This is a genomic window from Rothia sp. P100, from assembly GCF_023712425.1.
Classification (GTDB): domain Bacteria; phylum Actinomycetota; class Actinomycetes; order Actinomycetales; family Micrococcaceae; genus Rothia; species Rothia endophytica.
The window spans coordinates 761,666-775,185 of the sequence record NZ_JAMAYG010000001.1 but is presented as its reverse complement, the minus strand read 5'-3'; the positions used below and the strand labels follow the sequence as shown (position 1 = coordinate 775,185).

The following is a 13,520-nucleotide window of genomic DNA, read 5'->3' as shown; positions in this document are numbered from 1 at the left end:
TGCGGCGAATCTGTAATCAGCGAATCAGCGAATCAGCGCAGAGAAGGAAGGAGTAACCTCACGGTGAACCCCACTAACACTGTTTTGCAGCAAAAGGCCTACCCTTCTACCTCTGCCTTTGATGTTAAAGCTGAGCCGGCTGCTCCCGAGGAGAGTGCTTTTGGTGCTACCGGGCTGCTACCTCGCGTCCCGCAGCAAGAGAAGCCCGCTGATACTAGCCCCCAGGTGGCAGGCGTTGGCAACTGGGGCGGGGGAATCCCCGTGGTTTCCCTTTCTCAGGTGCGTGATCCTAAACTGCGCGATGCACTCACCCACCTGGTTCCACCGACCACTGAGGCAACGAATCCTAGCGGGAGCCCTTTTTCCCCGTCCCAGGCAGTAGCCCAGCAGTCAGAAGCACCTGCCGCTGAGGTGGTGAAGAAGGCCCCCTCAGCTTTCGAAGTAGCCACTCCAGCCGAGCACCAGGCCCATGATTCGGCCTTTGGCCCGGCTACGACTCTCATCCCCGCTCAAAAACCGGCTGCTCAACCTAATTCTTCTGATACAGAGGCACAGGCTTTTACCACCGGGTTACAGCAGGCGAGCTACCCATCGGTTGCGGGCACCGGCACCGGTCAGCTTCCCCTTACCGGCACCACGCCTAAGCGTCCTAGCCGGATGCGTTCTACGCTGAGATCTTTTGTCAGCACCGATCAGTCGCTCACTAAGCCCATGCGTGGGGTGGCTCGTCTTGCGCAACGTCCCTTCGCTCTGGCTACCGCTGCTTCTCGTCGGGCTGAGTTTGTCCGCGAAAAAGAAGAAGCCCGTGAGGTGCTGAACTTTTCGCTGCGGCTGGCGGAAACCATGTTCCACTACGGCGCTGACACCATAGACGTTGATTCGGCCATTGTTGCTGTCTGTGCCGCCTACGGGCTAGATGATGTTGAAATCGATATCACCAACCAGTCGGTAATCATCAATTACGTCTCAGACATTGATGAAATTGATGATCAGACGCGAGCTCTGAACCTGAATGATCTTGCCAAAGAGCGCTCCTCTCCGAGCAAGGAGCGCTTCAGCCACACCGTGATGCGCGTGGTTCGCTCCTGGTCAGAGAACTACGCCTCCCTTGACGATATTTACAAGCTGATTCACGATATTACTGCTGGCGGTCTGCCCCGTCACAAGGCTGAACGCCGCCTGCACTCGATCAATACAGCCAAAAAACCCTATTCGCCACTGGTTATTATGCTGGCAAATATGGCGGCAGCTTTCAGCCTCGTCCTCGCTCTAGGTGGTTCCTGGGAAGCGGGGGCTGTAGGGGGGCTGGTCTTTTTGGTGATTCACCTGGTGAGCCGCCTCATCTCTAAGCTCAAGATGCCCAGCTTCTTCAACATGGCGGTGGGCGCTGGTACGGTGACTTTTGCGTCCATCTATATTTCTGATGACACTTCGGTTTTCTCTCATCTGGGTTTTCACCTTAATGCCCCCCACATTGTGGCGGCAGGGCTCATCATGTTGCTGCCCACGGCACGTTTGGTCTCTACGGTGCAGGACGCACTGAACGGCTTTCCTCTCACAGCTGCCGGCAAATTCGTGTCTACCGGTATGAGTTTTCTGGGTATTGTGGTGGGGCTTGCTTCGGCGGTGGCGGTGCTCTCTGCTTTGGGTGTTGAGGAGCTGGATATTTCCCAAACTCGGTTTGAACCGGCGCCGGTCGTGATTAGTTATGCCTTCTTTATGGTGGCTTCCCTGGCTTTTGCCGTGACCACTCATGCTCGGTGGGATAACCTGTTGTGGGTTTTGGCTATAGCTACTGCCGGGTTCTGGGTCTATCAGGGCTATAGTTATACTTTTGGTGCCGGAACAGGGCGGGCTAATACCGCTATTGCCGCCTTGGTGATTGGTTTGCTGAGCACCTATCTAGCCTATCGCTTACATGCCCCGGCAGCTATATTCTATGTGCCTGCTCTTACTTTCCTTTTGCCCGGTCTTTCGGTCTTCCGTGGGCTCTATCTCTTCACCGTTGAGGCTAACTCCGATACCGGGTTGCCTGGCATGGTGGCAGCTATCGCAATCATCTTGTCCATGGCATCGGGCGTGGTTTTGGGTAGCTACCTGATGCAATACTTCATTCAGCAGCGTCTTTCTGACGCCGCCCTTGACGCCAACGAGACACGTGATCGCTAGTTGGTCTGCGAGAGAGTGCACCACAGGCCGTGACTGAGAATTCCCAGGCTCCGCGCTCCGAGTTGCCACAGGCGTCCTACCCTTCCACCTCCGCGCCGAGCGGTCCGGTACTCCCAACACGCTCCACTCCCGCCAGCAAGGCACGCGCTGGCCTCAAAATCCTGGTGAGCTCCCAGCAGGCTATGACCGTGCCTATGCGCGGCGTTGCGCGCGTTGCGCAGCGGCAGTTCGCTCAAGCCGCCTTCAACCGTCAGCGGCAACGAGTGCAGCTTCAAGAAGAAACCCGCAGTGTGCTCAACTTTTCCCTGCGTCTGGCAGAAACCATGTTCCGTTTCGGAGCAGATTCAGCCGATGTGGACGCCGCGGTGGTAGCGGTCTGCGGCACCTACGGCATCCACGATGTAGAAGTTGATATCTCTTATCAGTCCATCAGAATCAACTATGTTTCTGAGTTTGATGAGGCTGCTAGCCGCGGCGACTACTTGGCTCCCGCCGGGTCGGGTGCCGAGAAGTTCAGCCATAACCTAGTGCGCGTCATTCGTTCTAGCGCCGAAAACTATGCTGCCCTGGAAGCCACCTATCGGCTGATTCACCGTATCACTGATGCTCAAATAACCCGCACCCGCGCTGAACGCCAGCTCGCTGAGATTAGCACGGTAAAAAAACCTTATTCGCCCGCTGTGCTACTGGTGTGGAACCTCCTGATGGCCGTTGCATTCACCCTGGGTGTGGGTGGCTCATGGCGGGCTGCTCTTGTCTCTTTTTTCGTTTTTATTGCGGTAAATTTCTCTATGGTCTGGGCGGGAAAGTTTGGTCTACCCAGCTTTTTCACCATGGCCCTGGGATCAGGGGTGGTGACCTTTTTTGCTCTGTGGGTGGGCAGCACGGATTCCTGGTTCTTCCAGCAGGGGTTTGTTGTGTCACCGCCCCACATTGTGGCTGCCGGGCTCATGATGCTGTTGCCCACCTTCCGCCTGGTATCGGCCATGCAGGACGCCCTGCACGGCTTTCCTTTGACGGCTGCCGGTAAGTTCGTGGTCACGGGTGCTAACTTCACCGGGATTATTGCTGGCATTAGTACTGCACTGACCCTGATTAATCTGTTTGACTATGCTTCCCTTGATGTTGACCGAACGGTCTTCAACCCGCCGCCGCTCTGGCTGAATGTGGTTGGCATGGTGGTCGGTTCGGTGATGGTAGCAGCTGCTTGGCAGGGCAGGGGCGCCAACCTAATGCTGAGCGCTCTGGTCTCGTTGGCGGGGCAGGGCGCCTACTATGGCCTGGTTTTTACTACCGGTGCGGAGGCAGGGCGCGTTAATGTACTGTTAGGAGCTCTTACGGTGGGTGCTGCAGGCGCTTTTCTAGGGCACCGGTTACATACCCCAGCGGCTATATACTATATTCCCGGCATGATGTTCATGTTGCCAGGCCTTACCATTTTCCGTTCCGCTTACGCGCTCCTGGAGGGTGAAGACATCACCGCTGGCCTTCACGGTCTAGCTAACGCCAGCACCACGGTGCTGATGCTGGCCACAGGAATTGTGTTCGGCACCTATCTGGTGGACTATCTCGTCAGCCGTTTCGGGGGCTCTGCATCGAAGGAGAGTCCTGAGCAGGCACGTCAGGCAGAGCCCAGTCCACAGGTGCAGCGCCCTGGGCAATGAGAAGATTGTTGACCTTGCTAAAAGGCTTGGAGCCAAAGAACCCTCTGGATGCGGATAGAGGGGATGGGTGCGGGGACTCAACGCAGGGGTAGCCGCCCAATAGGGGGGCGCACCGGCGGGCGTCAGCGCCCCAAAGCAAACCAACCAGGGGAGTGCCCCGCTGGGCAAGCACTTCAATGGCGCGTGTGGTGATGGTTTCCCACCCCAGATTGCGATGGGAGCCAGCATTTCCCGCTTCCACAGAGAGCACTCGGTTGAGTAACATGACTCCCTGGGCGCTCCAGGCTGAAAGGTCCCCATGCGCAGGCGGCGTTACGCCTAGGTCGCTGCTTAGCTCCTTGTAAATGTTCTGCAGGGAACGGGGGATGGGGCGCACATCTGGGTGTACCGAAAAGCTCAGGCCCATAGCGTGACCGGGGGTGGGGTAGGGGTCCTGCCCAATGATAAGGACCTTTACGTCAGCTAGGGGGTAGGTAAAAGCCCTAAAAATATCGTCACCGGCTGGCAGAGTCTTTCTGCCCGCTGCGTGCTCTTCGCGCAGAAAGTTACCCATAGCCCTGACGTTGCTCTCCACCGGGGCTAGCGCCTCGGCCCAATCAGCGGCCATGATTTCTGTCAGTGGTTTGGCAGGCATAGAAGTCCCCTTAGTCCAGTGGCGCAGGTTTACGTGCCTTAAGATTAGTACAGTTACCTATCAGTCCCGAGAGAAGGACGCCGCTTGGCTGCTGCACAGAATACCTCCGCCGGTCACGATGAACCCCTTGAAGAGTGTGCTGCCGGCCAGAAAGTAGCCGCTGACTCGCTCACACCGCTAGAACGAGCTGTGATAGATCTGGAGAAACGGCGTTTCCGTTACCAGGGCAGCAAGGAACAGGCCATCGAAAAACAGCTGGGCCTTAGTCCTGTGGCCTACTACCAGCAACTCAACTCCATGCTTGATAACCCCAGAGTGGTGGCTGCAGAACCCCTGTTAATGAACCGTCTGCGCCGCCACCGAGATGCCCTGAGCTGACCTGCTGTACCCTAGAAATATCAGGCCTAACCGCTGCTGCCCCGAAAGAGATGCCGTGTCCCCCTACCCTCGCGATGAATTCGATGACATTGATGAAGCAACAGCACGCCGAGGTGCCTACCGGGCGCGTCCCAAAGCCAACACCACCTCAGCTCGAGGGCTAGTGCTTATGGTACTCAGCGGTGTTTTGGCGCTCCTCGTAGGTGGGTTCATGTACGTCATCTCTCCCCGCACCGATTCCCCGGAGGCTGCAGCGGAAGCCAGCGCCTCTTCCAGTGCCTCACCCAGCGAAGAGGCGCCGGCTGCTCTTAACATCGAGGGCACCACCGTTGAAATCTATAATTCAAGTGCCCCCGCCGGGTCCGCTGCCGTAGCTGCACGTCTCATCGAGAGCAAGGGATATACCGTGCGTACCACCGGCAACTGGGCTGGCACGTACACCACCGAGTCGACGGTCAATTTTGCTACGGGCACGTCCAGTGAAGCCAACGACATAGCAGACACCCTCTCACTACCTTTCATCGCGCAGGACTACGAGGCCGAGAGCGGTCTGGTCTATGTGGTGCTGGGCGCTGATTTTGACGCTGCATCTTTTGAAGATGCTGCCGAGCCCGCTGAGACTGCCGATTCCACCGAACCTGCAGAAGAGCAGGGCGGGGGTGAAGCTAGCCAAGCCCCCGAGAGCACGCCGGCTGCTTCCAGCCAGACAGGTGCGCAGGGCCTCTATGTCCTCGACCCGGCCACAGGTACTTTCGTAGAAGCGACTGAATCGACCGCTAGCGGCTTAACCCGTTACAGCTATGACCCAACGACCGGCACCTACCAGGAATACAACCCCCAGCAGGGGGATACCCCTAACAATGCACCGGTGGTCACCTACTCTTACCAGCCCGATACGGGAACCTTCGTTCTAGACCCCGCAGGAACCTACATTTTCGACGCGGCTAGCGGCACCTACGTCCTCCGCTAAAGTTTGTGCGCTGTCGGCGATTAAATAGGGGCCACTCGCAACAAGGGTTTGCACACCTTTCGCACTAGTGCCAAGATTGTATTTAGCACTCGATGGCTCTGACTGCTAAATCATGTGCTAGATCTAGATACAGTCAGCTGTTCTTCGGGTAAAACTCTGAAGCGTACCTTCGGTGAGGTGCACCGGCCGGTCCAGACCGTGCCGCACCGTCCGTCGCGGGCACCAAAGAGTACGCGCTCAAACTAATGTTCCAGGAGGAGCGAAGCTACATGGCAAAGCTGATTGCTTTTGATGAAGAAGCACGCCGCGGTCTTGAAAAGGGTCTGAACACCCTGGCAGACGCAGTGAAGGTAACTCTCGGCCCCCGCGGCCGCAATGTCGTGCTTGAAAAGGCATGGGGTGCCCCCACGATCACCAACGACGGTGTATCCATCGCCAAGGAAATCGAACTCGAGGACCCCTACGAGAAGATTGGTGCTGAGCTGGTCAAGGAGGTCGCAAAGAAGACCGACGACATCGCAGGCGATGGCACCACCACCGCAACCGTTCTGGCCCAGGCTCTCGTGCGCGAAGGTCTGCGCAACGTTGCAGCTGGCGCTGACCCCCTCTCCCTCAAACGCGGTATCGAAAAGGCTGTAGAAGCTGTTACTGCCGAGTTGCTGGAGTCAGCTAAGGAAGTTGAAACCGAAGAAGAGATCGCTGCAACTGCGTCTATCTCAGCCGGTGACCCCGAAATCGGCAAGCTCATTGCGCAGGCGATGGAGAAGGTCGGCAAGGAAGGTGTTATCACCGTTGAAGAGTCCAACACCTTTGGTCTCTCCCTCGAACTGACCGAAGGTATGCGCTTTGACAAGGGCTTCCTCTCCGGTTACTTCGTCACTGACGCTGACCGCCAGGAAGCTGTCCTAGAGGACCCTTACATCCTGATTGTCAGCTCTAAGATTTCAAACGTCAAGGACCTCGTTCCCGTTCTCGAGAAGGTCATGCAAGCTGGCAAGCCCCTGCTGATTGTTGCTGAGGACGTCGAGGGCGAAGCTCTGGCCCTGCTGGTGCTCAACAAGATGCGCGGCTCCATCAAGTCCGTTGCTGTTAAGGCGCCTGGCTTCGGTGACCGCCGTAAGGCACAGCTGGCTGATATCGCTATCCTGACTGGTGGCCAGGTTATCACCGAAGAGGTCGGTCTCTCCCTGGATCAGGCAACCATCGACCTGCTGGGCACCGCCCGCAAGGTCGTTGTCACCAAGGACGAAACCACCATCATCGAGGGTGCCGGCGACGCTGAGGCCATCGAAGGCCGCGTAGCCCAGATCCGTGGCGAAATCGCTAACTCAGATTCAGACTACGACCGCGAGAAGCTGCAGGAGCGCCTGGCTAAGCTGGCTGGTGGCGTTGCAGTGCTCAAGGCAGGTGCAGCAACCGAGGTTGAACTCAAGGAGCGCAAGCACCGCATTGAGGACGCTGTGCGTAACGCTAAGGCAGCAGTTGAAGAAGGCATTGTTGCCGGTGGCGGCGTTGCCCTCATCCAGGCTGGCGCCAAGGCTTTCGAGAAGCTGGAACTGACGGGCGACGAAGCAACCGGTGCAAACATCGTCCGCGTAGCTATCGACGCGCCGCTGAAGCAGATTGCTTTCAACGCTGGCATGGAGCCCGGCGTCGTTGTTGATAAGGTCCGTAACCTGCCCGCAGGTACCGGTCTGAACGCTGCAACCGGCCAGTACGAAGACCTCATGGCAGCTGGCATCAACGACCCTGTCAAGGTCACCCGGTCAGCCCTGCAGAACGCAGCGTCCATCGCTGGTCTCTTCTTGACCACCGAAGCCGTTGTTGCTAATAAGCCTGAGCCTGCTGGTGCAGCTCCCGCCCCTGACATGGGTGGCATGGGCGGCATGATGTAAGACCGGTTCACCGGTTTTTCAGCCCTAGGCTCTAACCCCGCCCCGGCGCCTTCTCGGCGCCGGGGCGGGGTTTTTGACGTATGTAGCTTGCTGGCACTACATCGCCATAAACCCTTGCACACCGAACGAGTATAGGGGTATGCTTTAAATCACTTAAAAGATTTTTTTAGGTGCTCAGTATCAATGGCGACAACTGAAAGCTGTGAGGCATATGTTCACTATCGTAGACCTAGTTCTGTATACCGTTATCGTTGCTATGCTGGCTATGTTGCTCGTGTGCCACGCAGCGGATGGCTGGTCAAAGCTTGAGAAGAAGAGCGCTGAGGCTCTTCAGCGAGATATCGCTTTTGGCTCGGGTAGCTAAAAGACTTTTTGGCGATTATGTTTTTCTAAGGTTGGCGCCCCAAGCGTGGGGTGCCAACCTTTTTTCTACCCGTTGGTTTAGCGACAGGTAGACTGGTGGGGCTATGAATTGCGATTACTTTGACGCCGGCATCTGCCGCTCCTGCACCCTCCTTGAAACCCCTTACGCTGTGCAGCTTGCTCAGAAACAGGAAGAAGCGCGCAGTCTGCTCGCACCTTTTGGTGAAGTGCAGTGGCTCCAGCCGCTGGCTAGCAGCGAAGAGAGTTTCCGCAACAAAGCAAAAATCGTGGTGGGAGGTAGCGCTGATCAGCCTACCCTAGGCATCATTGACCGGGCGGGCCGTGGCGTTGATTTGCGACGCTGTAACCTTTATGATCATGCCATCACAGCCGCCTTACCGGTTCTGGATGAGCTCATTCGCGCGGCGTCTCTCACCCCCTACGACGTGCCCAAGCGCAAGGGGGAGCTCAAGAATATTTTGGTGACAGTATCAGCTAACGGTGAGCTGATGATTAGGTTTGTGCTGCGCTCTAAGAAGTTGATTGTGCCCATCCGATCACGCCTGCACTGGTTGTACGAGCGTTTACCCAACCTTGCTGTGGTAAGTGTCAACCTTCTCCGCGAGCATGTTGCTCTGGTGGAGGGCCCCGAAGAAATTATTCTCTCTGAACGTACTACCTTGCCCATGCAGGTTAATGACCTCACCTTGCACCTGCGGCCCCAAAGCTTCTTTCAAACTAACACCGAGATAGCCGCTGGGCTCTACCGGCAGGGGCAGGAGTGGGTGCGCCAGGCGTCCCCGGCTAGCCTCTGGGATCTCTACTGCGGGGTGGGGGGTTTCGCCCTGCACGCAGCGCAGGTGCTGCCTGCATCGTCAGAAGTTACGGGTATTGAGTTGAGTGGCGAGGCGATTGAGTCTGCCCGCCGCACCGTTGCAGAGTACGGGCTGGCCAATCTGGAATTTTTTGCTGGGGACGCCACCGAGTTCGCCCTGCAGCAGGGCACTGTGCCCGAAATGGTAGTGGTTAATCCACCGCGCCGCGGCATTGGGCATGAGCTAGCTACCTGGATTGAAGAATCAGGTATTGAGACGTTTATATACTCCAGTTGTAATGCTAAATCGTTGGCCAAAGACCTGGAATCTATGCCCTCGCTTAAGCCTGTGAAAGCGCGTCTGGTGGATATGTTCCCGCATACCACCCACTATGAGACCATCGTGTTGCTTCAGCGAAGCTAATTGGGGGATGACACTCTCTCACGGAAAATAGTAGAGAGTATTCCGGTAGGAATTTCCAGAGTGGCTAGGCTGTTTTTATTTAGTCTTTTATCCCCAGTTTGCCCTTCCCCAGTTTTGGAGTACCGTAAATAGGTGTTGCTCCCGACCCTAGCGAAAGAACAGACTATGACCGCACCCGCCTTGCTCGCGCCCTTCATCCTGGCGCGCGGCCACAGTGCGCTGAGTGCATCAGGAGCAATGACCCCGGTCAGCGAAAGTTCAGCGCTAGAGACGGCAGCACAGAAGAACTCATGCGTAGTGGGCCTGATACCCTTCTCCCCAGAAGAACCCGCCTACCTCGCCGTCCCCGACTCCCTGGTGCCGACAGAGACTCCAAACCTCGCAATCCGTCAGCAGCCTGAACCGGTGCGGCTCAGCGGGCTGGATAACCCAGGCTACCGGCAAGCGGTTGCCCAGGCCGTTGAATCAATGAACCGCGGGGAGTATGACAAGGTAGTGCTGGCTCGCCTACTCACCGCTGACTACGACAACGACCTGAACCTACCTGCCTTGCTAGAAACCCTGCGCGCCCAGCAACAGCGCGCCACCGTCTTTAGCGTGAAACTCCCCAACGGGGAATACCTGATGGGAGCTTCACCCGAGCTCGTCTTCAAATCGGGTGCAGACGGCTTCAGCACCGGCCCACTGGCCGGATCAGCCACCCGCACCGCACCTATTGGCAGTACCGAGGACGCCCAGATCGGTGAGGCTCTCCTGCGATCCGCCAAGGATCGCGCAGAACACGCCACCGTGGTCCAAGACATCAAACAGCGCCTTTCTCCGCTGACTTTGGATATGAAAATCCCCGCCACTCCCAGCCTTAAAATGACCCCTCAGCTGTGGCACCTAGGCACCGATATCGCCGGAACCCTCAAACCCGGGCTAAGTTCGCTGGACGGCGCTCGCGCTATCCACCCCACACCGGCAATTTGCGGTACCCCCACAGAGCTAGCGCGCCGTGTCATCGAAGAACTAGAACCTTTCGAACGCGGTTTCTTTGGCGGGCTAGTTGGCTATATGGACGCTGAGGGCAACGGGGAATGGCATCTGGTATTAAGGTGTGCCCGGGTGAGCGCTCGCCGCGCTACCTTATTCGCCGGTGCAGGCATCGTTAAGGACTCTGCCCCGGTGAACGAACATGCAGAAACTGCCAGCAAATTCGATACCTTTGCCCGAGCTCTGGGCTGGGACACCGCCAGCTGGGCTGAAAAAACATCCCTGCTAGCAGGGGGAGGTGCCCTCAATGACGCATGAAATAGTAGCCGCAGCCGATGGGTCAGCGCTGGGTAACCCAGGCCCAGCAGGCTGGGCTTGGTATATCGATGCTGACACGTGGGCAGCCGGTGGCTGGGAGCACGGTACCAACAATATGGGTGAGCTCAAAGCGGTGCTGGACCTCTTTGAAGCAACAGCTCATGTACCCGAGCGCCCTCTCAAAGTACTGTGCGATAGTCAGTACGTCATCAACTCCCTGACCAAGTGGATGCCCGGCTGGAAGAAGAAGGGCTGGAAGAAGTCTGACGGTAAGCCGGTGCTTAACGTCGATCTCATGAAAGAGCTGGACGCTGCCCTAGAAGGGCGCACGTATACCTTTGAGTGGGTCAAGGGACATTCCGGGCATCCCCTCAACGAGGCTGCCGACTCCCTGGCTAACGCAGCAGCTCAGGCTTTTTCAAAGGGGCAAGCCCCCAAGACTGGTCCTGGATTTGGCAAGACTAAGAACCTGACCGCCCCACATGCTTCTATCGGCGAAAGCGCAGCAACAGCAAAGCTAGAAAAACCTGTAACAGATGGCGTAGAGCTGGACGCCGACCTGCAACTGGCTGCGGTCCGGCAACTCGAACATCAGCTAACATCGCCCTCAACGTACGGTTCGCGCAGTTTACTCAGCGGTTTGCTGAGTGAAGACCTTACCTGGGTGACCCCTGCCGGTCGTGTTCTAGACCGAACAACTGTCCTAGAGCACCGCGAACGTGCCTTTGCCTTGACAGGGCAGGGAACACCTGTTGAAGCTACGCTGCTGGGTGAGGGGGCGGTACTGCTGGTCAGTCGGGTTGAAACTGCCCGCGGTGCGGTGCTGCGTTCCAGTGTCTGGTATGCGAACAAAGCTGGCCACTGGAAGCTGCGCTATCGACAGGAAACCGCCGCCTCACCAGCTACTAGCCCACAAACATAGAGGCATTAGCCATTTCTGTTTCTGAGTAGTTAACCCCGGCGCGTGCAAGGGCTTCGTTAATTTGGGCGATAGAATCTTCTACCTGTCGCTGGGTATGGCGCCAGTTGGTCAGCACACCCTGAAAGTTGGCGGAGGCTGAACCGGTCCAAGAGCCTTGCAAATCTTGCAAGGAGGCGGTCAGGCCGTTGACCTCAGAAATAATGGTGTCCACCTGTGCGCGCGCCTGAGCTGATTTGGTTGAGATGAGATCTGCATCGACGTTGAACTGTGCCATGGGAATCTCCCTAAGAATAGTAGTAACTCATCAGAGCTGCTTGCTCTGTGCTTCCAACCTTAGGGCGGCAGGGATCTACAGTGCGTGGCGCTGGCAGGCTGTGGATACAGCAACGCCCCCGGACTAGTGTGAATACGGGGGCGATGATGGTTTAAAGGGAATTTTGGTGAACAGGTGAGCAATATGAAGATGCCTCATGCCCCTATCCACAGGGCTGGTTCCCGATTAAACCGTGGGCATCCCTGCTGTTGTAGGCCTGCTCTGCCCCTGGTCTCTATAGACGGGTAACTGAATGACGAAAGTAGCTCCGCCACCTTCGGTCCGCTGAACCTCTACCGTGCCGTCATGCTGCCCCACGATGGCAGCAACAATAGCGAGCCCCAAACCGGTGCCACCGGTCTCCCTGGTGCGGGAGGTATCGGCCCGGTAGAACCGCTCGAACACCCGCTGGGCGTCCTCACCCTTAATTCCGGGCCCGTGGTCACGCACTTCAATAATAGATAGCGGCGTCCCATCCGGAGCGGTTTCTGTACCCACAGCAAGTTCTATGGGAGTTCCCTCAGGGGTATAGCGCAGGGCATTGGTCATGAGGTTAGCCAGGACCTGGCGCAGGCGCTGCTCATCGCCCCATACAGGGGCAGAAACAGCCTCAGCACCCTCAAGACCGATGACATCGATATCGCGGTCAGGTGCGGTGGCGAAGGCATCATTGGCGGCGTCCTGGGCTAGGCTCAGCAGATCAATACGAGCATTTTCACCGACCCTCCGCTCGTCCAACCGTGCCAGGGTGAGCAGATCCTCAACCAGCTGCCCCATGCGTTTGGACTCAGATTCGATACGGCTCATCGCCATACCGATAGCCTCAGCATTGGGTAAACCCCCCATGCGGTAGAGCTCTGAATAGCCGCGAATAGAGACCAGTGGGGTGCGAAGCTCATGGGAAGCATCGCCCACAAAACGTCGCATCTTGACCTCGGACCGCTTCTGCGCATCAAAGGCCTCTTCAATGTGAGAAAGCATGGTGTTTAGTGAAGTGGTGAGATGCCCCAGCTCGTTATAGGGGCTGTAGTTCTCGATACGCTGTGAGAGGTCGCCGGCGGCAATTTGAGCGGCGGTTTGTTCCACCCGGGCTAGGGGCTCAAAGGCTCGGGTAACAATCACCCAGGTGAGCGCTATGGACGCCAGCAGCAGGGCTCCACCAAAGAAAACTGTCAGTAGCCCTACAATGGCTACTGTTTCATTGATTTGGGTGAGCGGGGCAGCAATCACCAGAGTTTGGTCGGTCGCCTCTACCGGAAAGGCAATGAGACGCCATTCGCTGGGACCGTTGGACGAGCGAACCGTCATGGCGGTCTGGTTGTAGCGTTGCACAACATCTGCGGTGAGCCCTGAAATCACCGGCGAGGATGAACCGTCGGAGAGCGTCGCCACCGGACGTATGGTGTTACCCTGCTTATCAAGCAGATAGGCCTCGTAGGGAATGAAAGTGCCCTGGGTGCGTGAAATCTGCTGGTCCGAGTACACGGCGGTCACTAGATAGCTGTAGCTAGCGGTAATTTCATCATCCAGCTGATCCAACATCTGGGCGCGGATGGATGAGATTGCCACCAGAGACATGACCGAAATAGCTAAAGCAATCAGCATGGATGTTAAAAGAACCAACTGGGTGCGCAAGGACAGCGAACCCAGCTGGGACAGTGAGAGACGAGACTTCAACCCG

General features: G+C 57.2%; 12 protein-coding genes. 9 read left to right on the top strand and 3 right to left on the bottom strand.

What is annotated here, in order from left to right:
* Positions 1 to 63: 63 nt before the first annotated feature.
* Positions 64 to 2,169 carry a threonine/serine exporter family protein gene (locus M3668_RS03545; RefSeq protein ID WP_251379413.1) on the top strand — a complete coding sequence of 702 codons (2,106 nt, stop codon included), beginning with the start codon at positions 64 to 66 and terminating at the stop codon, positions 2,167 to 2,169.
* Between the two features lie 29 nt (positions 2,170 to 2,198).
* Entirely contained in the window at positions 2,199 to 3,833 is a 1,635-nt protein-coding gene (locus tag M3668_RS03540; RefSeq protein ID WP_251379412.1) for a threonine/serine exporter family protein, read from the top strand.
* On the opposite strand, the gene M3668_RS03535 is transcribed toward M3668_RS03540, so the two are convergent.
* Positions 3,742 to 4,467 (bottom strand): uracil-DNA glycosylase, encoded by a 726-nt coding sequence (locus tag M3668_RS03535; RefSeq protein WP_251379411.1) that lies wholly within the window; start codon positions 4,465 to 4,467, stop codon positions 3,742 to 3,744. The two genes, M3668_RS03540 and M3668_RS03535, sit on opposite strands and share 92 nt — an antisense overlap.
* Before the next feature lie 84 nt (positions 4,468 to 4,551).
* On the opposite strand from M3668_RS03535, the gene M3668_RS03530 reads away from it, so the two are divergent.
* The 7 genes from M3668_RS03530 (at position 4,552) to M3668_RS03500 (ending at position 11,526) form a co-directional block, all read left to right on the top strand.
* On the top strand, positions 4,552 to 4,845 hold the full coding sequence (locus M3668_RS03530) for a DUF3263 domain-containing protein (RefSeq protein WP_251379410.1): 294 nt from the start codon (positions 4,552 to 4,554) through the stop codon (positions 4,843 to 4,845).
* 55 nt (positions 4,846 to 4,900) lie between these two features.
* Positions 4,901 to 5,815 carry a LytR C-terminal domain-containing protein gene (locus tag M3668_RS03525; protein WP_251379409.1) on the top strand — a complete coding sequence of 305 codons (915 nt, stop codon included), beginning with the start codon at positions 4,901 to 4,903 and terminating at the stop codon, positions 5,813 to 5,815.
* Positions 5,816 to 6,084: 269 nt separating this feature from the next.
* A complete protein-coding gene (gene groL, locus M3668_RS03520; protein ID WP_251379408.1) occupies positions 6,085 to 7,710 on the top strand; it encodes a chaperonin GroEL in 1,626 nt (541 codons plus the stop codon).
* Positions 7,711 to 7,921: 211 nt separating this feature from the next.
* A complete protein-coding gene (locus tag M3668_RS03515; RefSeq protein ID WP_251379407.1) occupies positions 7,922 to 8,074 on the top strand; it encodes a hypothetical protein in 153 nt (50 codons plus the stop codon).
* Between the two features lie 103 nt (positions 8,075 to 8,177).
* Complete coding sequence (rlmC, locus tag M3668_RS03510; RefSeq protein WP_251379406.1) at positions 8,178 to 9,311, top strand: 23S rRNA (uracil(747)-C(5))-methyltransferase RlmC; 1,134 nt, start codon at positions 8,178 to 8,180, stop codon at positions 9,309 to 9,311.
* A gap of 165 nt (positions 9,312 to 9,476) precedes the next feature.
* On the top strand, positions 9,477 to 10,604 hold the full coding sequence (locus M3668_RS03505; protein WP_251379405.1) for an isochorismate synthase: 1,128 nt from the start codon (positions 9,477 to 9,479) through the stop codon (positions 10,602 to 10,604).
* Positions 10,594 to 11,526, top strand: coding sequence for an RNase H family protein (locus tag M3668_RS03500; protein ID WP_251379404.1), 933 nt, complete (start codon positions 10,594 to 10,596; stop codon positions 11,524 to 11,526). Before M3668_RS03505 ends, M3668_RS03500 begins: the two co-directional genes overlap by 11 nt.
* On the opposite strand, the gene M3668_RS03495 is transcribed toward M3668_RS03500, so the two are convergent.
* Together M3668_RS03495 and M3668_RS03490 are read right to left on the bottom strand one after the other, a co-directional pair.
* Complete coding sequence (locus M3668_RS03495; protein WP_251379403.1) at positions 11,510 to 11,800, bottom strand: WXG100 family type VII secretion target; 291 nt, start codon at positions 11,798 to 11,800, stop codon at positions 11,510 to 11,512. The two genes, M3668_RS03500 and M3668_RS03495, sit on opposite strands and share 17 nt — an antisense overlap.
* Positions 11,801 to 12,025: 225 nt before the next feature.
* Positions 12,026 to 13,516 (bottom strand): sensor histidine kinase, encoded by a 1,491-nt coding sequence (locus tag M3668_RS03490; RefSeq protein ID WP_502948949.1) that lies wholly within the window; start codon positions 13,514 to 13,516, stop codon positions 12,026 to 12,028.
* Positions 13,517 to 13,520 lie beyond the last annotated feature (4 nt).